We start from the raw sequence: 19519 nt of genomic DNA, 5'->3' as shown, positions 1-19519 counted from the left end.
ATCATGAAGGACGGCGGACGGCTGGCTGCGGCCATCGAAGTGCTGGAGGACGTGGAGCGCACGCGCCGCCCGGTCCAGGACGCTCTGAAGGACTGGGGCCTCGCCCACCGGTTCGCCGGGTCCCGCGATCGAAGCGCGGTCGGCAACCTGGTGTTCGACACGCTCCGCCGGCGCGGATCGCTCGCGGCCCTCATGGGGTCCGATTCGCCGCGCGCGCTGACGCTCGCCTGCTACGTGCGCCTCTGGGGGCGCGGCGTATCCGGTCTCGACGCGGCGCTCGCCGACGACCGCCACGCCCCCGCCCCGCTCACCGACGACGAACGCGCGCGCCTGCAGGACGGCGACATCCCGGCCGACGCGCCCCGCTGGATGCGGGCGGACGTGCCGGACTGGCTGGAAGGGTCGCTCGCGCGCGCCTTCGGCGACCGGCTCGAGGCGGAGGGCGACGGCCTCGCCGGCCGGCCGGACATCGACCTGCGCGTCAACACCCTGAAGAGCGACCGCGCCACCGTCCTGAAGGCGCTGGAGCCGCTCGGGGCGGAGCCCTGCCGCTGGTCGCCCGTCGGCGTGCGCATCGCCGCCGGCGCCGCCGACGACAAGCCGCCCCACGTGGCCTCGGAACTCTCCTACAAGAAGGGCTGGTTCGAGATCCAGGACGAGGGCAGCCAGATCGCCGCGCTCCTGTCGCTCGCCCACGCGGGCGAGCAGGCCGTGGACCTCTGCGCCGGCGCGGGCGGCAAGGCGCTCGCCCTCGCGGCCGCCATGGAGAACCGCGGCCAGATCTACGCTTACGACAGCGACAAGCGTCGCTTCGGCGACATCCTGGATCGCATCTCCCGGTCCGGCGCCCACAACATCCAGATCCGCGAGCCGCGCAAGACCGACGTGCTCGGCGATCTCGCCGACCGCATGGACCTCGTCCTGGTGGACGCGCCCTGCACCGGCTCCGGCACCTGGCGCCGCCGGCCGGACGCCAAGTGGCGTCTTGCGCCGGGCGCCCTGGACACCCGCCGGCAGGAGCAGGCGCACGTGCTCGCCGAGGCCGCGCGCCTCGTCCGCCCCGGCGGGCGGCTCCTCTACGTCACCTGCTCCATCCTGCCGGAGGAGAACGAGGACCAGGTCGCCGCCTTCCTGAACGCCCAGCCGGACTTCCGGCTCGGCGACACCGCTGCCGCCTGGACCAAGGTCACCGGCGAGCCGGCCGTCCCCGGCACCGTCGTGACCCTGGAAGGGCAGGGCGGCTCCGCCGTCCGCCTCACCCCCGCCACCACCGGCACCGACGGCTTCTTCTCCGCCATCCTGGAGCGCGCGGCCTGAGGGCCGCGCGGCGCGTCGTCGCTCAAGCGGTCTTCCGGTTCGGTCCCGCGTCTCCTGCGTGTCACTTTCCCCTTGCCCCCCGCACCCTGACGCCTTATCGCATGCGGGCATTCCTTACCGTCTGCGGCCGAGGCCGCACCCGACCGCGCCAGGGGTGCCGATGACCCACGATTCCCTTCTCATCATCGATTTCGGCAGCCAGGTGACGCAGCTGATCGCCCGCCGCGTCCGGGAGGCTGGGGTCTATTCCGAGATCGTGCCGTTCCAGAACGCCGAAGCCGCGTTCCGGCGCATGCAGCCGAAGGCGGTCATCCTCTCCGGCAGCCCGGCGTCCACCACGGAGACCGGCTCCCCCCGCGCGCCGCAGGCGGTGTTCGACGCAGGCATCCCGGTGCTCGGCATCTGCTACGGCGAGCAGACCATGTGCGCCCAGCTCGGCGGGCAGGTGGAGGCCGGCCATCACCGCGAATTCGGCCGCGCCCTCATCGACGTCCAGGAGCCCTGCCAGCTGTTCGAGGGGCTCTGGGACCAGGGTACCAGCCACACCGTCTGGATGAGCCACGGCGACCGCGTCACCGCCATTCCGCCGGGCTTCCGCGTCGTCGCCACCTCGCCGGGCGCGCCCTTCGCCGCCATCGCGGACGACGACCGCCGGTTCTACGGCGTCCAGTTCCACCCGGAGGTGGTGCACACGCCCGACGGCGCCCGCCTCATCGAGCGCTTCGTGCGGCACGTGGCCGGCTTCTCCGGCGACTGGAGCATGGCCGCCTACAAGGACGAGGCGATCGAGAAGATCCGCGCCGAGGTCGGTACCGAAAAGGTGATCTGCGGCCTTTCCGGCGGCGTCGATTCCGCCGTCGCCGCCGTCCTCATCCACGAGGCCATCGGCGACCAGCTCACCTGCATCTTCGTCGACCACGGCCTGATGCGGCTCAACGAGGCCGAGCAGGTCGTCACGCTTTTCCGCGAGCACTACAACATCCCGCTCGTCCACGTGGACGCGTCCGACACCTTCATCTCCGCCCTGGAGGGCCAGACGGACCCGGAGACCAAGCGCAAGATCATCGGCCGGCTCTTCATCGAGGTGTTCGAGGCCGAGGCCAAGAAGATCGGCGGCGCGTCCTTCCTCGCCCAGGGCACGCTCTACCCGGACGTGATCGAGAGCGTCTCCTTCACGGGCGGCCCGTCCGTCACCATCAAGAGCCACCACAACGTGGGCGGGTTGCCCGAGCGCATGAACATGAAGCTCGTGGAGCCGCTGCGCGAGCTCTTCAAGGACGAGGTGCGCGCCCTCGGCCGGGAGCTCGGTCTGCCCGACGCCTTCGTCGGCCGCCACCCCTTCCCGGGACCCGGCCTCGCCATCCGCTGCCCGGGCGGCATCAGCCGCGAGAAGCTCGACATCCTGCGCCAGGCCGACGCCATCTATCTCGACGAGATCCGCAAGGCCGGCCTCTACGACGCCATCTGGCAGGCCTTCGCGGTGCTCCTGCCGGTCCAGACCGTCGGCGTCATGGGCGACGGGCGCACCTACGAATCCGTGCTCGCCCTCCGCGCCGTCACGTCCGTCGACGGCATGACCGCCGACTTTTACCCCTTCGACATGAGCTTCCTCGGCCGCACCGCCACCCGCATCATCAACGAGGTGAGGGGCGTCAACCGCGTGGTCTACGACGTGACCTCGAAGCCGCCCGGCACGATCGAGTGGGAGTGAGGGGATCGTAGGGCCGGATACCGATGGATACGGCGTCGGGGATGTGTAGAAGCAGGCGTTCCGATAGTCACCGAACGTCCGCAATAGTCCCTTCAGGGACCGGCCGGCTTGGCATGAGGCAGAAGCGCAAGCGCCGCCGCATTCTTGTAGCGCTTACGTGATCCGAGGACGAGTCGGGGTCTCGCGCGCTTGGGCGTTTGGCGCGCTTGAGAGACCGCTGCAGCCGACTACAACCTGGTCCGGCGACCTTCATGCCGGAGTCCCTGGTCATCGGAGCGGCCGCGAAGGCCGCGAGGGCCGGCGGCGCGCCCACCGCCGGCCTTGGATCCGCCGAAGTGCCGTCGCGGCGTCACCGGCGCGGGGAACTGGGCCCGCCGGTTTTGCGAGACGGTACCCTCAGGTCAGTCCCTAACCGACCGCAGTGGCTTCTCGCACCGGTCGCCGCGTCCGGATGAGATGGAGCCCGGCGACCACACCACCGATAGCAAAGCCGAGGAGATCGGTGGCAAGCATCGGGGTCACAAGCAGCACCGCTGCGATCACCGCCAGGATCCGCTCGGCGATGGACGCACGACCGACCAGCCAGCCGAAGGCTGCGATGCCCCAGAGCAGGACAGCGCTGACGGCCTTCATAAGCACGAACGCGGCGGAGGACCAGTAGGCGGCGCCTTCTAGCCCGGCGACCGGCTGCAGCATGAGCTGCGGGTTGTAGACGGCCATGAACGGCAGGATGAAGCCGGGCAGGGCGATCCGGACCGCCTGGATTGCAACCTTCATGCCGGATTCCCTGGCCATCGGTGCCGCCGCGAAAGCCGCCAGGGCGACCGGGGGCGTCAGGTCCGCCATGATCCCGAAGTAGAAGACGAACATGTGGCTGACGATCAGCGGCACGCCGATCTCCAGCAGGATCGGCGCGGCGAGCGACGAGGTGATGATGTAGTTCGGGATCGTCGGGATGCCCATGCCGAGAAGCAGGCTGAACAGCATGGTGAGCACGAGAGTGAGGAGGAGATTGTCCTTCCCGATCGCGATCAAGGCTTCGCCGATCACGGTGCCGAGGCCGGTCAGCGTCATGGTGCCGATCACGAGCCCGACGACCGCGCAGGCGAGCCCCACCGGGATCGCCTGCCGCGCGCCATCGGCGAGGGCGGAGGACAGCAGTACCACGTCGTCCTCGGCGACGACCGCGATCCGTTCTCCGAACCGGGCCCATTCCTCCTCCAACGGGGCAAGGTCGATCTTCACGACCACGACGCCGACGACCGCGTCGCCGTGCCAGATCGGAGCGGACAGAAAGTAGCCCGCGACACCTGTGGTGACCCCGACGGCATAGTAGCGCGCAGGTCGACCGGCGACGGCATCGCGGTAGTAGGGCCTGAAGCCGTAGTTCCGGCCGACGAAGCTGCTCTCCTCGCGCCAGTTGCTGGCAGCAAGTGTGGTGCCGTCCCGGTCGAGGACGAAGAGCGCGCCGGCTCCTGCGGTCGCGGCGGTGAGCTCCAGCGATCGGTTCGCGGCGTCGGCACCCGACGGATCGGCAATCACCGCCTGGATCTCGGCCGAACGGGCGAGGAGATCCGGCAGGTAGGCGTAGCGCGCGATCCGGGCGTCGAGCGCCGCGTCGGCCGAGGAGAGCCGGCCGTCCGCGGTGCGCTCGAGCGTGGGCAGCAGGATCGTTCGCGCCGCGATCGCGGCGAAGACGGTGACGGCGACGAGGACGATCACGGAGGCAACGGCAAGCGATCCTCCCCGCCATCGGCTGGCTTCTGACAGCATCATCGCTCCTCCGCTCTCCGCTTCAGTATCTTTGCAGGAAATGACAGTGAGGCAAGCACCGGGCCAACAATGGTTTCGGCAGCGTCGACGGTCCTTTTTGTTCGGCGAGTGATCGTCAGAATGGGCCGATGGGTTGGATGTTTCTAGGCATCAATTTCGACTTTGAAAAATCTAGCGGGAGTGACGGATACTAACGGCGGCGAGCGCGAAGACTTGGCGGCTTTTGTCGCTGCGTGTGACATGGCTGCCGGCTGGCGGATCGAAGCCATGAACGTAGGTCGTGATCATAGCGCCAGCGCCCGCTTGAGATCGTCATGCTCGAAGGCGCTGGCCATTCGGGTGATCTCGGCCGCCCGGGCACCGGCGGCCTTCGCGGTCTCGCGCCATGTCGCGGTCACGGTCGCGACCTCTTTGATGATCGCGCGGGCCTGCGCGAGCGTGAGTGCGAAATAGTCCGACGCCTGTTCGAGCAGATCGAGCGAGCAGGTGCCCTCGTCGAGGTCGATGTTCGTCGTCAGCACGCGCGCCTTGAGGTCGGTCGGCACTGGATTGAGGTCGTAGGCGGGCGACAGCGACCACCCGGCTTTGCCGTGCCAGAGGAAACCGTGATTGCGCAGATGATCGTCGACATTGGAGATCATCACGTTGAAGACGACGCGCCGATAGAGCGCATGAGCATCTGTTTTTCCTTGCGCGCCGTACCGGGCCAGGGCGTCGACGATCTCGGGATAGCTGCCACGCTCGCCGTCTTTGGCGCCCATCATCGCCATGGCGGACAGGAACGGGATGCGGATCGCGCCATCGCGATCGAAGCGTCGCGATAGCATCACCGCCTTGCCGGCCACTTCGACAAGTTCGTGTTGTGGGGTGGCGATGCCGGCTTGGCCGGCCAGCCGCAGCGCGATCTCCTCCCAGGTTTCCATGCTGTAGTCGTCGATCTCCTTCGGGAACTTGGCGATGGAGAGATGGCCATGCTGGTCGATGACCGAGGCCTTCGGCCGCGCACCGCCGAGGGAGGAGCCGGGCGCAAAGATGAGTTGAAGGTCTTCGTCCGTTTCCTCATCCCGGAGAATCCGCTCGGTAATCTGAAGCAGGCGGCCAAGCTCGATCAGGGCGGGCACGCCGACCCTGATCGGCGCTCGAAAAGTCTCTTCGCCGACCCGGCGAAACCGTAGCGCGCCGAGCCGCGTCTCATCCGCGACCCCGAGCAGGTAGTCACTTTCCGCGAGAGTGCGGACTGCGCGGCCCTCGCGGTCGGCGAAGCGGCGCTCGGCGCGCTGCATAAGGCGGCGGCCCCACGTATCTGGCGCGGAGTCGCCGATTGAGCCGAAGGTCGCGAGGCCACCAGGAGGAGCGAAGGCGCCACGCGTCAATGCGAGCGCTGGTTCCATCGAGAAGCGGTCCGGATCTTCAAGCCACGCGCCATCGTACTCGAACAGAATTGTTTCCGTGCCGCGGACGCGATTGCTCCTCGCCAATCCAATTGGGCGCGTGCGGCCGTTGAGATCGATATGCACCTCGAAGTCAGCCATCGCGGGACGGTCCGGCTGGCCGCTTGAGGTGGACGCGCTTGGGCAGGTCGGCACTGGCCAGCGCCTGTCCGACGCTGTCGTTGCTGATGTCGGCAATTTGGCCCAGACCTTCGAGCAGGCCCAAGGCCTGAAGGACGCCGGCATAGATGCCGATGCTCACATTGGTGTCGCCAGCCTCGACCCTCTGCAGGGTCGAGCGGGACGTGAAGGCACGCTCCGCCACGACCGCCATAGGCAGCTTGCGACGACGGCGGGCGTCGTGGATATCCGCGCCGAGCTTCCGCAAGGCGCGGCGCACGGCTGCTGGAGGGGTATGTGGAGTAGGCATTTGCCACCTTCGCGCTGCAGATCGGCGGAATATGTAGCACGAAGATTACACTTTCTCTAGCCTCGACTGGAGTCGATCCCGGTGTTTACCGGCTGCGGGAACTGCCCGGTTCCGCAGAAAGCTAGCGGTGAAGCGTAGGGGCGGTCGAGCGCCCCGGGTCCACCCCCCAGCAAGGCACCGCGCTGATGCGCGCTAGAGCGCTTCCCGATCTGACTGAATCGTCAGGTCGACAAGAAATCGCTCCAGATTCAATAAGCTGGAGCGTTCTCTTATCGACCAAGTCATTCAACTTGGACGGAGAACGCTCTAGCGGCGCCTGAGGCCACCTAGAACCGCAGGCAGGAACGGGCGTGTGAACTCTGCTCTAGAGACATGACGGTACTTTTAGGTGGGCTCTGGAGCGACACCAAGCAGCCGAAAATCAGTGCCGAGAGGCGATGGACCCCGATAGATACCGAAACTGCGCAGAATATTCCTGGTGCGATCTGTCCTTTAAAATCAGAACCGTAAGCTTTTGACAGCCCGTGGGTCGGCTCTTCGGCCGTCGAGCAAGAAAAACCCCTCTAGATCAAAGAACTAGCTTGGTTTCGAACAATCGAGTGGGAGTGAGGGGAGCGTAGGGCCGGATACCGATGGATACTGCATCGGGAACTTGTCGACGCAGGTATTTCGATAGTCACCGAATGTCCGCAGCTGTCCCTTCAGGGCACGGGCCGGCATGGTATGCGGTAGTGCCGACGCCGACTTCCGCGGCGAGACGCGTTCCCACGAGACTCATGCCTTGATGACCAATCCCGGCCTTCGGCTCTTCCGCAGGGGTCCCGGTATGGAGGCGAAGCCCGCCTTCCTCGGCCAGGCGCTGATGGAGAACCGCTCCGGTCTCCTGGTCGATGCCTGCGTCACCCTCGTGTCGGACTTGTCGGGGCGGCCTCGACATTGGTCTGAGTGGTTTGAGCCCTGGAAACTCTAACCTCCGGCGCTCCAACGTTGGGGTTCGGACCAGGCAGAGAAGACCGTGCGCAATGGCGGGGCTTCTTTGTTCTATGCCTCTAGACCTAGCAAGGTCTTGAGCGGATCGGAATCGAAACTGCGGCAGCCCGTCAGGTTGACACTTTCGCGGGCACCGCGTCCACGTCATGGAGAACGAGCTCGCCGACGCCGGCCGTCAGGGCCGGAGGGGCGGGGGTTCTCCGGTTTCGAAACGCGACGGCATTTCGACGGCAACTGAAGTTCAGGCCGAACGCGCGCCTGCTGGCGCGGAATCTGCATATCTGCGATCGACCCACAGTTTCCGACACGCGGAGGTCAGACCATGCTCGCTGTTAACGGAGCGCTCGACGTCCGTCTTCTTCGAACGCTCCTCATCCTTCTGACCGAATGCAGTGTCTCCCGGACAGCCGAGATGCTGGGCCACACGCAGCCAACCGTAAGCCTCGCGCTCAAGCGGCTGAGGGACCTCCTGGGCGACCCGATCCTCGTCCGGTCGGGCGGGACGCTGGTGCCTACCGAGCGGGGCCTTGAATTGCGCGACAGCGTTCGCCGACTGCTCGCCGACATGGACGCGCTTCTCTCGCCGCTGCCGAACTTCGACCCGGCGCGCAGCGACAGGCGGTTCCGTATCGTCGCCGCCAACTGCCTCGGGGCTGTGTTCCTGCCGCGCATCTTCCGCGCGGTCGCCCGCGAGGCGCCGCACGTCCGCGTCGACGTGGTGCCCATGCCCGCTTACGACGACTTGATGGCCCAACTCGCCGAAGGCGCGATCGACCTCGTCGTCGGCAACTGGCCGAACCCTCCAGAGCAGTTGCGCATCGCGCCGCTACTCTCCACCAAGATCAAATGCGTGGTTTGCGAGGGCCATGCATTGACCGACCTGACCGAACCGCTGACGCTGGACAGGTGGCTGCAGGAGGATCACCTGTCGCCGACATCCGCCGAGGTGACGGCCTTGAGCCCCATTGATGGCCGCCTGCTCCCCCTCGGCCGCAAGCGCCGGATCACGGCTTCTGTGCCCGAATACGCGATCGTGCCGCATGTGCTTGCCGGCTCGCACCTGGTCTTCACCACCGGGGCGCCCTTTGCCGAGCAGATCGCGCGCGACGGCCGCTTCACCCTGCTCGACGCGCCGCCGGAGCTCGGGCGGATGGACTTCTATCTGCTCTGGCACGAGGCCAAGCACCATTCGCCGGCACACGCCTGGCTGCGCCAGCTCCTCAAGGGCGTCGCGGCGGAGCTGCGCGCCGGCGAACTCGCCGGCCGGACCGTCGGCCTGCCGGCGGCGGCGGAATAGGCGGCCGGCACCGCTCCTACTGTCCGGTGCCCTCGACGAGGCGCCCGTATTCCTGCGGCTGGCGATGGAGCTTGAAGTTGAAGATGTTCGCCTTGATCTCGGCGCAGCGGTCGAGGTCGATCTCGGCGGCGACGAGCTCGTCGCCCCTTGTCGCCGCGACCGCCAGAAGCTCGCCGGTCGGCGCGACGACGCAGCTGCCCCCGATCAGCTCGCAGCCACCCTCCAGCCCCGCCTTGGCCGCGCCGATCACATAGGTGCCGTTCTGATAGGCACCGGCCTGCAGGCTGAGATGATTGTGGAAGTCCTGCAGCCGGTCGTGTTCCGGGGCGCGCGGATAGTGCTGCGGCGTGTTGTAGCCGATGGCGACCAGTTCGACCCCCTGCAGGCCGAGGCAGCGGAAGGCCTCCGGCCAGCGCCGGTCGTTGCAGATCAGGATGCCCGCCTTGCCACCGAGGAAGTCTGCGACCGGAAAGCCCAGGTCGCCGCGCGTGAAGTAGCGCTTCTCCAGGTGCTGGAAGGGGAACTGCGGCTCGTGCTCGCGATGCCCGGGAAGATGGACCTTCCGGTACTTGAGGGCGATCTCGCCGTCCGGCGAGACCAGGATCGCGGTGTTGTGGCGGACGACGCCGGCGCCGGTCTCGCTCAGCTCGGCATACCCGAGGTGGAAGCCGATGCCGGCCGCCTTCGCGGCCTCGAACAGTGGCGCCACGTCCGCATTCGGTATCGCGCGCTCGTAGAAGGCGTCGAGCTCCTCCTCCCGCTCGAAGTACCAGCGCGGGAAGAAGGTGGTGAGCGCGAGTTCGGGAAAGACAAGGAACCGCACGTCGCGCCGGCGCGCCTGCTCGACGAGGGCCAGCATGCGGGCGACGACGGAGGCCCGGCTGTCCTCGCGCTGGATTGGCCCGAGCTGGGCGGCGGCGGCGACGAAACGACGGCTCATGTCGGGCTCCAGGCGGTGGCACGGGCGCGCACGGCGGCCGCTGGCTGCCCGACGAGGGATTGGTAGAGATCGGGATCGGTGTCGCCTTCGGTGCCGAACACCAGGACGCGCGCGGTCGGGCCTAGCCCGAGCGCCGCGGCGGCGGCAGGGTCCTTGAGGCTCGCGGCGAGTGCGGCGAGACCCGCGACGGCGCTCTCACCGGCCACGACCGGCCGATCGCCGAAGGGCGCGTCGGCCAACAGGCGCATGGCGGCGATCGCCGCCGCGTCCGGTAGCCGGACCACCGCGTCGGCCCCGGTCGCCAGGATCTCCCAGGCGAGCTCCGACACCTCCCCGCAGGCGAGCCCCGCCATCATGGTGTCGAGGTCGCCATGGACGGCGACCGGCCGGCCGGCGGCGAGGCTCTCCACGAAGCAGGCTGCCTTCTCCGGATCGGCGAGGACGATCTTCGGCCGGTCCGCACCGAAACGGCGCCAGGCGAGCGCCGCGACCGCCGCGGCCATGCCGCCGACGCCGGTCTGCAGGAAGATATGGGTCGGCGGCGCCTCGAGCGCTTCGAAGGCCTCCAGCGCCATCAGCTCGTAGCCCTGCATGACGTCCTTCGGGACGTCGCGATAGCCGGGGTAGGACGTGTCGGAGACGACGAACCAGCCCTCGGCGGTCGCGGTCTCCTGCGCGGTGCGGACGCTGTCGTCGTAGTTGCCAGCGGTTCGCCGGACCTCCGCGCCAAAGGCGGCGATGGCCGCTCGCCGTCCGTCGCTGACGGTGGCGTGGATGAAGATCACGCAGCGGCATCCGAACAGGCGGGCGCCCCAGGCGACGGACCGACCGTGGTTGCCGTCGGTCGCGCAAGCGACGGTGACCGAACCGACCGCGTCCGCATGGGCACCGGAGAGGAGGGCGGCGACGGTCGGCCGGACGCCGCTGCGCCGCTCCACTTCCGCCGCGAGCAGCCGCGACACCGCATAGGCGCCGCCGAGCGCCTTGAAGCTGCCGAGGCCGAAGCGGCCGCCCTCGTCCTTGTAGGCGATCGATCCGACGCCGAGACGGGAGGCGAGCCCCGGCAGCGCGACGAGCGGCGTCGGCGCATAGCCCGGCCAGCCGGTGATCGTCGCGCGCGCGGCCGCGAGCCCGGCATCGGAGAGGATCGCCTGCATGGCCGGCGTGTAGGACCCGCCCGCCCGCGGATTGAGAACAACGGCGGACCCGGCGGTCGCGAACGGATCGTCAGTCATCGCGCGGCCCAGAAGCGCTCGTGGATACCGGCCGCCTCGTCCTCCATCAGCGGACCGACCACGACGGTCGGCCGTTGGCCGGCGGCGAAGACGTCCCGGCAGGGCAGGTCCAGTGTCGGGTTTTCCGGATGGTCGCCGGTGATCTCCTTCAGCCGCGCCTCCGACAGCCCGTAGACCACCCGGCCGATGCCGGCCCAGTAGGCGGCCCCCGCGCACATGGCGCAGGGTTCGGCCGAGGTCACCATCGTCATGTCGGCCAACGCCTCCGGCCGCCAGGTCTGCGACGCGCGGGTGGCGAGCACCCGCTCCGCATGCCCGGTCATGTCGTGGTGGGGATGGTAGGCGTTGCCTTGCTCCATGACGATGGCGCCGGCTCCGTCGACCAGGACGCAGGCGAAAGGATGGCTGCCGCCGGCGGCGGTCTCCTCGGCGAGCGCGAAGGCCCGGCGGAGATAGGGGGTGAAATCGATGTCGGGCAGGGCCAAGGACGGCCTCCGGTACGATGCGGCAGGACGGCCCACGATCCCGGCCTCGAGCCTGCGCGTCAAGTCGGCTAAGCGCCCTCTTTCTGGGCTCCCGCCGCAGGTTCTGCCGCTTTTCTGCACTGCATCATTCCGGCCTATATCCAGTATAGCCGCGCCCGAATAGGCATCCGCGAAAACCCGAACCTAGACTTGCCCGATCGACCAGACAGGTGAGGGGAGTATCAGGATGACCGTGTTTTCGATGAACCGCCGCGAGGTTCTGGCCAGCCTCGCCGCCGGCGCGGGCCTGACGGTGCTCGGACCGATGGGCCGCGCGCTCGCCGCCTCTGACATCGTCTGGGCCACCTGGGACTCCAACGGCCACCCGGAGTACGTGACCGCCTTCGAAGCCAAGACCGGCTCCAAGGTGAAACTTTCCTACCTCACCTCGGACGACGCGCAGTTCGCGGCGCTGAAGACGGGCTCGGCTTCCGACTGGGACATCGTCAACCCGTCGATCAACGGCGCCTGGCGCTACATCAAGGCGGGCGTGCTGAAGCCGCTCGACCTCTCCAGGATGCCGGGCGTCGCCGGCATGTACGACGTCTTCAAGACCACCGACCGGGTCAAGGGCGAGGACGGCGCGACCTACGCCATCCCCTACCTCTGGGGCCTCAACCCGATCGTCTACCGCACGGATGTCTACGCCGAGGAGCCGACCTACTCGACGCTCTTCGACGAGAAGTACAAGGGCCAGCTCGCCATGCGCGACTACGCCCTGGAGTCGATCGCCATCGCCGCCCTGCACCTCGGCATTCCGAAGGAGAAGGCCTTCCTGCTCGACGAGACGGAGCTGGCCGAAGCCAAGAAGGTGCTGATCGCCCAGAAGCCGCTGCTCCGGACCTACTGGCAGACCATCGGCGACCTTACCAACCTGTTCGCTACCGGCGAGGTGACGGCGGCCTTCTCCTGGCGCGTCCCCTACGACGCGCTGAAGGACAAGATGCCGGTCGCGATGGCCAAGCCGAAGGCCGGCATCATGGGCTGGTGCGACTGCTTCGCCATCCCGGCGAGCCTGCCTGAGGAGAAGATGGAACTCGCCTACGCCTTCGGCGACTACCTGCTCGGGGCCGACTATGCCGCGATCATCGCCGAGATCGGCAACTACGCGACCTCCTCGGGGATCATCCGCGACACGCTCACGCCCGAGAAGCAGGCGGCGATCTTCATCGACGACCTCGACGTGATGTCGAGCTTCATGTGGCCGGTCGCCCCCGACAACTACTCGGACTGGCTGAAGGTCTGGAACGAGGTGAAGGCCGCCTGACGAGCATCGGCCGAGCCGAGCCGCAGAACAGGCGAGAGCTGGCGGGCCGGCCACGGCAGTCGGCCAACCCTCTCGCCGGGCGTTTCCGGCCACCGGCCGACCGCGCGGCGACCCCCGCGGGAGGAATGAAGTCCGGGAGAACCGCATGTCCACCCTGATCGCCGACACCGCGCCCCCCCTCCTCCTGTCCGCCCGCGGATTGGTGAAGACCTACGGCCGGGGTGCGGCGCCGGCGGTCGCGGGCGTCGACCTCGACATCGGCGAGCGCATGTTCACGACCCTCCTCGGCCCCTCCGGCTGCGGCAAGACCACGATCCTCAGGATGATCGCCGGCTTCGAGACGGCGGACGCCGGGACGATCAGCCTCGACGGCGTTCCGCTGAAAGGTGTCCCGCCGGAGCGCCGGCCCGTCAACACGGTGTTCCAGTCCTACGCGCTCTTTCCGCACCTCACCGTCTTCGAGAACGTCGCCTTCTCGCTCCGCCTGCTCTCGGCGGTGACGAATTTGGAAGGCCGGGTGAAGCGGGCGCTCGACGCCGTCCACATGGCCGACTTCGGCGAGCGCTATCCGCACCAGCTGTCCGGCGGCCAGCAACAGCGGGTCGCGGTCGCCCGCGCGATCGTCGCCGAGCCGCGGCTCCTGCTTCTCGACGAGCCGCTGTCGGCGCTCGACCGCAGGATGCGCGCCCATCTCCAGGTCGAGCTGAAGGACCTGCAGCGCCGGCTCGGCATCGCCTTCGTCTACGTCACCCACGACCAGGAGGAGGCCTTCGCGCTCTCGGACGTCGTGGTGGTCATGAACAAGGGGCGGATCGCCCAGACGGCCGACCCGCGTACCATCTACTCCCGGCCGGCCGACAGCTTCGTCGCCGACTTCATCGGCGGTGCGACACTGGTCGACGGCACCGTGTCGGCCGCCGGCAACGGCCGGGCTTCGATCGCGACCGCGATCGGTCCGGTCGACGCGCCCGCGGTGGAAGGCCTCGCCGCCGGTGAGCGGGCCGTTCTGGTGATCCGGCCCGAGGCCCTGTCGCTGGTGCCGACCGGTACGGGCCTGCCCGCGAGCGTGGTCCATGCGGTCTACCAGGGCGAGCGGACCATGGTGGAGGCGGTGGCGCAGGGCGTCGCGCTCCGCTTCGCCGATCACGCTCCGCCAGAAGTCGGCGAGACCATCGGCCTTTCGCTCGACCGCGAGCGCTGCTTCGTGACGAGGATCGCGGCGTGACGGCGCGCCTGCCGGCGCTCGGCCGGGCCCATCTCGCCTTGCCCGTGGCCCTGCTCGTCGGGCTCGGCTGCCTCGCGCCGCTCGCCGTTCTTGTGATCTTCAGCGTCTTCGAGGTCGAGGATTTCGAACTGGTGCCGGCCTTTTCCGGTCGCGCCTGGGCCGAACTCTTCACGACCCCGAGCTACTGGGTGCTGATCGGTCGGGCGCTGTTCTATGGCGCCATGACGGCCCTGCTCACCGGCCTCGCCGGCTATCCGGTCGCGCTCGCGCTCGCGCGGCTGCCCGCCGCCTGGAAGGGCGTGGCGGTTGTCGTGCTGCTGACGCCGCTCTACACCGGCGAAATCGTGCGGATCTACGCCTGGCGGATCGTGCTCGGCGCTGAGGGCCTGGTGAACGCGGTGCTGGAGGCCGTCGGGCTCATCGACGATCCGCTGAAGGTGCTGCTGTTCTCGCCGCTGACCATCGGTCTCGTGCTTCTCTACAACAACCTGCCCTTCATGGTGCTGGCGATCTGGGTGTCGGCCGAGATGGTGGACCGGCGCCTGATCGAGGCCGCCCGCGACCTCGGGGCGCGGCCGATCTCCGCCTTCGCCCGCGTGACCTTTCCCCTGACCCTGCCGGGTCTCGCGGCCGGCGTCTTCGCGGTCTTCGCGCTCGCCGCCGGCGAGATGCTGACGCCGAGCCTCCTGGGCGGCACCTATGGCGCGACGGCGATGGCGATAATCGACAACCTGTTCGGCACCGCCTTCGACTGGCCGCTCGCCTCGGCGCTGGCGCTCGCCCTTCTGGTCGCGCTGTTCGTCGCGGCCGTCGGTCTGGCTTCGCTCCTGCTCCAGACCCGCGGCGCGCGGGCGGTCCTGCAGCGGGGGCGGACATGAGCCGCACCGGCTGGACCGTCCTCGGTCTTGCGACCGTCTTCCTCTACCTGCCGATCGTGGTGCTGGCGATCTTCTCCTTCAACGACAGCGACCTGATGGCCTTCCCGCTCTCCGGCTTCACGTTGAAATGGTATGGCGAACTCGCGGCCAACGACGCTTTCCATGCGGGCTTCCTGACGAGTTTCCTGGTCGCCCAGCCAGTCGGGCTGATCGGGATGACGGTCGGGCTCGCCGCGGCCCTGGCGCTGACGTCGTCGAACCTCAAGTGGCGCTTCGCCTTCCTGGCGCTGGTGCTGCTGCCTTTCGTGGTGCCGAAGAGCGTGCTCTCCATCGCCCAGGCCATGATCATGAGCCGGATCGGGCTGGAGCGCGGCGCGACCGCGCTGATCCTCGCCCAGTCGCTGGTGGTGGTGCCCTTCACGACGGCCATGCTGTCCGCGGTGCTGATCCGGCTCGATCCGCGGCTCGATGAGGCGGCGCGCGATCTCGGCGCGACCCCGCTCCAGAGCTTCCGCCTCGTCCTGCTGCCGCAGATCAAGAGCGCGCTCGCCGGCGCCTTCTCCGTCGGCGTCATCCTCTCGCTCGCCGACCTCACCATCGCGATGTTCCTGGCGGGGCGGACCCAGCCGCTCTCGCTGATGGTCGCCTCGGAATTCCGCCGCGAACTGCGGCCGGACCTCAACGCCATGCAGGTCACCGTGCTCGCGCTGACGGCCGTGATCGTCGTCCTCAGCGAACTCTACCGCCGGAGAGGGCGTCGGCGCGCCGCCCGTCGCCCGTCCGCCGCCCTCACCGGACAGCCGGAGGCATCCTCATGAGCATACCCGTCATCGATCTCTCCCGTGCCCTCGCCGGCGATCCGGCCGCCCGGCTGGAGACCGCGGCCGCGATCGACGCCGCCTGCCGCAGCCTCGGCTTCCTGGTGATCTCGGGACACGGGGTGCCCGACGCGCTGGTCGCTGCGATCCGCGAGACGTCGGCGGCCTTCTTCCGGCTGCCCGAGGCGGAGAAGGCGAAGATCGCGGTGACGCCGACGACCTACCGCGGCTTCATCCCGATCGAGAGCGAGAGCCTGTCGCTGTCGCTCGACGAGCCGGCGCCGGCCGATCTCAAGGAGGTCTACAACATCGGCCCGGTCGACGTGTCGCCCGAGGACCGCGCCGATTTGGTGGGCTTGGCCTATTTCGCCGAGAACGTCTTTCCGGACGCGGTACCGGGCATGCGCGAGGCCTACGAGGCCTACTACCGGGCGATGACCGATCTCGCCCGCGAGCTGATGCGGTTGTTCGCGCTCGGCCTGAAGCTGCCGGAGACCTTCTTCGACGGCAGGATCGACCGGCACATCACCAATCTCTCCGTGCTGCACTACCCGCCGCTGAATCGCCCGGCGAAGCCCGGACAACTGCGGGCCGGCGTGCATTCCGACTACGGCAGCCTCACCATCCTCCAGCGCGACGAGACCCCGGGCGGGCTCGAGGTGCTGTCCGAGGGCCGCTGGACCCCTGTGCCGGACATCCCCGGCGCTTTCGTGGTCAACCTCGGCGACCTGATGCAGGACTGGACCGGCGGGGCGTGGAAGTCGACTCTCCACCGGGTCGTGCTGCCGCCGGACCTCGGCATGGGCGACCGGATGTCGATCGCCTTCTTCCACCAGCCCAACCACGACGCCGTCATCGAGGTGCTGCCCATCGAGGGCGCCGATCCGAGCGGCTTCGTTCCCGTCACATCCGGCGCGCATCTGATGACCAAGATCGCCAAGCACCGCGCCGTCGAACACGAGGCCGCCGAATGAGCGCCGTGCTGGACCAGGCTCCCGATCCCGTCGAGGCGCTCGCGGACGCCGCCCGCGCCGACCTCGCGGCGCTGAGCTATCCGGACCGGACCTGGCTGGAACCGGTCGACGGTCCCGACGGCCAGCCGGCCGAGGACGTGATCTGCGTCGGCGGCGGCCAGTCGGGCGTGATCATCGCCGCCCACCTGAAGCGCGAGGGCGTCGCCCGCGTGGCCGTGCTCGACAAGGGCGCGCCGGGCGAGGAGGGCCCCTGGCTCACCTTCGCCCGCATGGCGGAACTCCGGACCCCGAAGGTCACGGTCGGCAACGAGTTCGGCATCGTGAATCTCTCGGTGCGCCGCTGGTACGAGACCCGTTACGGCACGGCCGCCTGGGAGGCGCTGGACAAGATCCCCCGCACAGCCTGGAAGGCCTATCTCGACTGGTACGCATCGGTCGTGGGGATCGAGATCGAGAACCGGACGGTGGTGACCGACATCGCCGACGCTGGCCCTCTCGTGCGGGTGGAGACGCTGGTCGCCGGCCGGCCGCGCACCCGCTACGCCCGGACCGTGGTGCTGACGACCGGCTTTGACGGCGCGGGCGCCTGGCGCGTCCCGGATTTCATCGCGGAGGCGCTGCCGCGCGCGGTCTACGACCATTCCAACGGTCCGGTCGACGTCCGCCGGCTCGCGGGCCGGCGCGTCGGCATCCTCGGACACGGCGCGTCCGCCTTCGACAACGCCATCGCGGTGCTGAAGGCCGGCGCGTCGAGCGTCGAGATCTGCTTCCGCCGGGAGCGGCTGCCGCGCACCAACCCGCACCGCCAGCTCGAGACCGCCGGGCTGATGACCCACTTCCCGATGCTGCCGGACGAGACCCGCTGGCGGATCGCGCGCTTCTTCCGCCGTCACGACCAGCCGCCGCCGATGCGCAGCTTCACGGAAGCCCTGGAGGATCCGCGTTGCCGGCTGCGACCCGGCACGCCCTGGCTTGGCGCGTCGATGGCGGACGGGGCGGTGCGGATCGAGACGCCCGCGGGGCCGCTCGTCTACGATCACCTGATCCTGGCGACCGGTGCGGTGGTCGATCTCGCGGCTCGGCCCGAACTTGCGACGCTGAAGGACCGCGTCGCCCGCTGGGGCGACCGCTTCGCCCCGCCGGCGGACGAAGAGGACGGCCGCCTCGCGGCGCTGCCCTATCTGTCGGAGGGCTACGGCTTCGAGCCGCGGGCCGAGGCCGACAGCTGGGTCCGCCGCGTCTTCGCCTTCAACGCGCTCAGCTACGTCAGCCAGGGCCCGCACTCGACATCGATCAGCGGCCACCGCCACGCCATGCCGCGGCTCGTTCGCGGGGTGACGCGCCGGCTGTTGGCGGAGAAACTGGACGACGTGTTGCCGGAGCTCTTCGCCTGGACCAGCGAGGACCTGCCGGTGCCCGACGATTTCGAGGACCGCTGGCGCTGACCGCACCGGCCTTTCAGGACAAGATCCCTTCAGAGGAGGAGACACCCATGGAAACGCCGACCACCGCCGACTTCGCGCTCCGCGACCTTGCGATCGAGGAGCTGACCCCGGAGAGCTTCGCGCCCTTCGGCACCGTCGTGCCGCCGATGGAGGACGGCGTGGAGTTCGGCGACCACGACGCCAAGCTCGACCTGACCCAGGGCACGCCGCGCTTCTACTGCATGCGCATTCCGGGGCGGGGCCTCGTCGTGAAGCAGATCACCCGTCACCGCAGCGTGACGCAGACGCTGGCCTCCGCCGGCGGCCACGACTGGTGGCTGGCCGTGGCGCCGCCCTTTGATCGCGACGTCGACGGCGCCGAACCGAAGCTTGATGACATCCGTGCCTTCCGAATCCCGGGCGACACGGCGGTGATGCTCTACACCGGCACCTGGCACGCCGGTCCGCTGTTCGAGGAGGGCGAGCGTAGCTTCTTCAACCTGGAACTCGCGGACACCAACGTGGTGGACCACCACACCTGCAAGCTCACCGCCCGCTACGGCGTGGCGCTGAAGTTGGTCTGAGGAATGGGCAAGCCCCTTTGAGGCAAGTTGACGGCCCGGGCGGCGACGGCGAACCTGCGGATCCGCCGTTCCAGCGCACTCCGCCCGCCCATGACATCCACCGACATCGAGTTCTGGTTCGACTTCTCCTCCGGCTACGCCTACTTCGCGGCGCTGGACGTTGAGGCGCTCGGGCGCCGGGTCGGCCGGCGGATCCGTTGGCGCCCCTTCATGCTTGGCACCGCCTTCAAGGTGACCGGCGCGCGCGGGCTATCCTCGACGCCGATGAAGAGCGACTACGCCCGCCGCGACTGGGAGCGCATCGCGCGGGAGAAAGGCGTGCCCTTCGCACCGCCCGACGAGCACCCGAAGGTCGCGCTCGCCGCGACCCGCGCTTTCTACTGGATCGAGGCGCAGGACCGGGCCCGGGCGGCGACTTTCGCCGCATCGATATTCCACGCCTATTACGCGGGCGCCCTCGATACCTCCTCGACCGAGGCGATCGCGGCCCACGCGGCGGTTACCGTCGACGCCGACCCTTTGGACCTGAAAGCGGGCATCGCCGATCCGGCCTTGAAGGACGCGGTGCGCGCCACGTCCGAGGAGGCCGTCGCGCGCGGCGTCTTCGGATCGCCCTTCTTCTTTGCGGACGGCGAGCCCTTCTGGGGCTGGGACCGCATGGCGATGATGGAACGCTGGCTCGAGACCGGCGGGTGGTAAGCG

The 19519-nt window shown here is 68.8% G+C and carries 17 protein-coding genes; 11 read left to right on the top strand and 6 right to left on the bottom strand.

What is annotated here, in order from left to right:
- The first annotated feature begins 3 nt into the window (after positions 1–3).
- Positions 4–1317, top strand: a complete 1314-nt coding sequence (locus HND91_RS05595; protein ID WP_181705538.1) for an RsmB/NOP family class I SAM-dependent RNA methyltransferase — start codon at positions 4–6, stop codon at positions 1315–1317.
- A 160-nt stretch (positions 1318–1477) separates the two neighbouring features.
- Positions 1478–3028, top strand: a complete 1551-nt coding sequence (gene guaA, locus HND91_RS05590; protein WP_181705537.1) for a glutamine-hydrolyzing GMP synthase — start codon at positions 1478–1480, stop codon at positions 3026–3028.
- Positions 3029–3436: 408 nt separating this feature from the next.
- Here the strand turns inward: guaA and HND91_RS05585 are convergent, their stop codons facing one another.
- The 3 genes from HND91_RS05585 to HND91_RS05575 all read right to left on the bottom strand — a co-directional run bounded on the left by HND91_RS05585 (position 3437) and on the right by HND91_RS05575 (position 6661).
- Positions 3437–4750 carry a TRAP transporter large permease subunit gene (locus tag HND91_RS05585; RefSeq protein ID WP_343057119.1) on the bottom strand — a complete coding sequence of 438 codons (1314 nt, stop codon included), beginning with the start codon at positions 4748–4750 and terminating at the stop codon, positions 3437–3439.
- Between the two features lie 335 nt (positions 4751–5085).
- Positions 5086–6333: a type II toxin-antitoxin system HipA family toxin gene (locus HND91_RS05580; RefSeq protein WP_181705536.1), complete on the bottom strand. Its 1248-nt coding sequence runs from the start codon at positions 6331–6333 to the stop codon at positions 5086–5088.
- Entirely contained in the window at positions 6326–6661 is a 336-nt protein-coding gene (locus HND91_RS05575) for a helix-turn-helix domain-containing protein (protein WP_181705535.1), read from the bottom strand. The genes HND91_RS05580 and HND91_RS05575 overlap by 8 nt, the downstream gene beginning before the upstream one ends.
- 1312 nt (positions 6662–7973) lie before the next feature.
- Between HND91_RS05575 and HND91_RS05570 the strand changes: the two genes are divergently transcribed.
- Positions 7974–8948: a LysR family transcriptional regulator gene (locus HND91_RS05570; protein WP_181705534.1), complete on the top strand. Its 975-nt coding sequence runs from the start codon at positions 7974–7976 to the stop codon at positions 8946–8948.
- Between the two features lie 16 nt (positions 8949–8964).
- Here HND91_RS05570 and HND91_RS05565 read toward each other — a convergent pair whose 3' ends face one another.
- Genes HND91_RS05565 through HND91_RS05555 form a run of 3 tightly spaced genes read right to left on the bottom strand, consistent with a single transcriptional unit; the run spans position 8965 to position 11608 of the window.
- Positions 8965–9888, bottom strand: a complete 924-nt coding sequence (locus HND91_RS05565; protein WP_181705533.1) for an N-carbamoyl-D-amino-acid hydrolase — start codon at positions 9886–9888, stop codon at positions 8965–8967.
- Positions 9885–11123, bottom strand: a complete 1239-nt coding sequence (locus HND91_RS05560; protein ID WP_181705532.1) for a diaminopropionate ammonia-lyase — start codon at positions 11121–11123, stop codon at positions 9885–9887. The genes HND91_RS05565 and HND91_RS05560 overlap by 4 nt, the downstream gene beginning before the upstream one ends.
- Positions 11120–11608, bottom strand: a complete 489-nt coding sequence (locus tag HND91_RS05555) for a nucleoside deaminase (RefSeq protein WP_210272594.1) — start codon at positions 11606–11608, stop codon at positions 11120–11122. The genes HND91_RS05560 and HND91_RS05555 overlap by 4 nt, the downstream gene beginning before the upstream one ends.
- 226 nt (positions 11609–11834) lie before the next feature.
- Here HND91_RS05555 and HND91_RS05550 point away from each other — a divergent pair, with 226 nt between their 5' ends.
- The 8 genes from HND91_RS05550 (at position 11835) to HND91_RS05515 (ending at position 19516) form a co-directional block, all read left to right on the top strand.
- A complete protein-coding gene (locus HND91_RS05550; protein WP_246329306.1) occupies positions 11835–12914 on the top strand; it encodes an ABC transporter substrate-binding protein in 1080 nt (359 codons plus the stop codon).
- 145 nt (positions 12915–13059) lie between these two features.
- Positions 13060–14139, top strand: coding sequence for an ABC transporter ATP-binding protein (locus tag HND91_RS05545; RefSeq protein WP_181705531.1), 1080 nt, complete (start codon positions 13060–13062; stop codon positions 14137–14139).
- Positions 14136–15017, top strand: coding sequence for an ABC transporter permease (locus tag HND91_RS05540; protein ID WP_343057117.1), 882 nt, complete (start codon positions 14136–14138; stop codon positions 15015–15017). Before HND91_RS05545 ends, HND91_RS05540 begins: the two co-directional genes overlap by 4 nt.
- Positions 15014–15835: an ABC transporter permease gene (locus HND91_RS05535; RefSeq protein ID WP_181705530.1), complete on the top strand. Its 822-nt coding sequence runs from the start codon at positions 15014–15016 to the stop codon at positions 15833–15835. The genes HND91_RS05540 and HND91_RS05535 overlap by 4 nt, the downstream gene beginning before the upstream one ends.
- Complete coding sequence (locus HND91_RS05530; protein WP_181705529.1) at positions 15832–16809, top strand: isopenicillin N synthase family dioxygenase; 978 nt, start codon at positions 15832–15834, stop codon at positions 16807–16809. Before HND91_RS05535 ends, HND91_RS05530 begins: the two co-directional genes overlap by 4 nt.
- On the top strand, positions 16806–18254 hold the full coding sequence (locus HND91_RS05525) for an NAD(P)-binding domain-containing protein (protein ID WP_181705528.1): 1449 nt from the start codon (positions 16806–16808) through the stop codon (positions 18252–18254). The genes HND91_RS05530 and HND91_RS05525 overlap by 4 nt, the downstream gene beginning before the upstream one ends.
- A gap of 47 nt (positions 18255–18301) precedes the next feature.
- Positions 18302–18817: an ureidoglycolate lyase gene (locus HND91_RS05520; RefSeq protein WP_181705527.1), complete on the top strand. Its 516-nt coding sequence runs from the start codon at positions 18302–18304 to the stop codon at positions 18815–18817.
- Between the two features lie 90 nt (positions 18818–18907).
- Positions 18908–19516 carry a 2-hydroxychromene-2-carboxylate isomerase gene (locus HND91_RS05515; protein ID WP_181705526.1) on the top strand — a complete coding sequence of 203 codons (609 nt, stop codon included), beginning with the start codon at positions 18908–18910 and terminating at the stop codon, positions 19514–19516.
- The last annotated feature ends 3 nt before the right edge of the window (positions 19517–19519 follow it).

This window comes from Chthonobacter rhizosphaerae, assembly GCF_013839525.1.
Classification (GTDB): domain Bacteria; phylum Pseudomonadota; class Alphaproteobacteria; order Rhizobiales; family Pleomorphomonadaceae; genus Chthonobacter; species Chthonobacter rhizosphaerae.
Note: the sequence above shows the minus strand (reverse complement) of the source record. Positions and strands in the feature narration are given on the sequence as shown.

Bases quoted from the DNA above. Each gene is read 5' to 3' on its own strand.
- HND91_RS05570 (WP_181705534.1), top strand. From the start codon at position 7,974: ATGCTCGCTGTTAACGGAGCGCTCGACGTCCGTCTTCTTCGAACGCTC.
- HND91_RS05525 (WP_181705528.1), top strand. From the start codon at position 16,806: ATGAGCGCCGTGCTGGACCAGGCTCCCGATCCCGTCGAGGCGCTCGCG.
- HND91_RS05580 (WP_181705536.1), bottom strand. From the start codon at position 6,333: ATGGCTGACTTCGAGGTGCATATCGATCTCAACGGCCGCACGCGCCCA.
- guaA (WP_181705537.1), top strand. From the start codon at position 1,478: ATGACCCACGATTCCCTTCTCATCATCGATTTCGGCAGCCAGGTGACG.
- HND91_RS05560 (WP_181705532.1), bottom strand. From the start codon at position 11,123: ATGACTGACGATCCGTTCGCGACCGCCGGGTCCGCCGTTGTTCTCAAT.
- HND91_RS05515 (WP_181705526.1), top strand. From the start codon at position 18,908: ATGACATCCACCGACATCGAGTTCTGGTTCGACTTCTCCTCCGGCTAC.
- HND91_RS05595 (WP_181705538.1), top strand. From the start codon at position 4: ATGAAGGACGGCGGACGGCTGGCTGCGGCCATCGAAGTGCTGGAGGAC.
- HND91_RS05545 (WP_181705531.1), top strand. From the start codon at position 13,060: ATGTCCACCCTGATCGCCGACACCGCGCCCCCCCTCCTCCTGTCCGCC.
- HND91_RS05535 (WP_181705530.1), top strand. From the start codon at position 15,014: ATGAGCCGCACCGGCTGGACCGTCCTCGGTCTTGCGACCGTCTTCCTC.
- HND91_RS05530 (WP_181705529.1), top strand. From the start codon at position 15,832: ATGAGCATACCCGTCATCGATCTCTCCCGTGCCCTCGCCGGCGATCCG.
- HND91_RS05550 (WP_246329306.1), top strand. From the start codon at position 11,835: ATGACCGTGTTTTCGATGAACCGCCGCGAGGTTCTGGCCAGCCTCGCC.
- HND91_RS05575 (WP_181705535.1), bottom strand. From the start codon at position 6,661: ATGCCTACTCCACATACCCCTCCAGCAGCCGTGCGCCGCGCCTTGCGG.
- HND91_RS05565 (WP_181705533.1), bottom strand. From the start codon at position 9,888: ATGAGCCGTCGTTTCGTCGCCGCCGCCGCCCAGCTCGGGCCAATCCAG.
- HND91_RS05520 (WP_181705527.1), top strand. From the start codon at position 18,302: ATGGAAACGCCGACCACCGCCGACTTCGCGCTCCGCGACCTTGCGATC.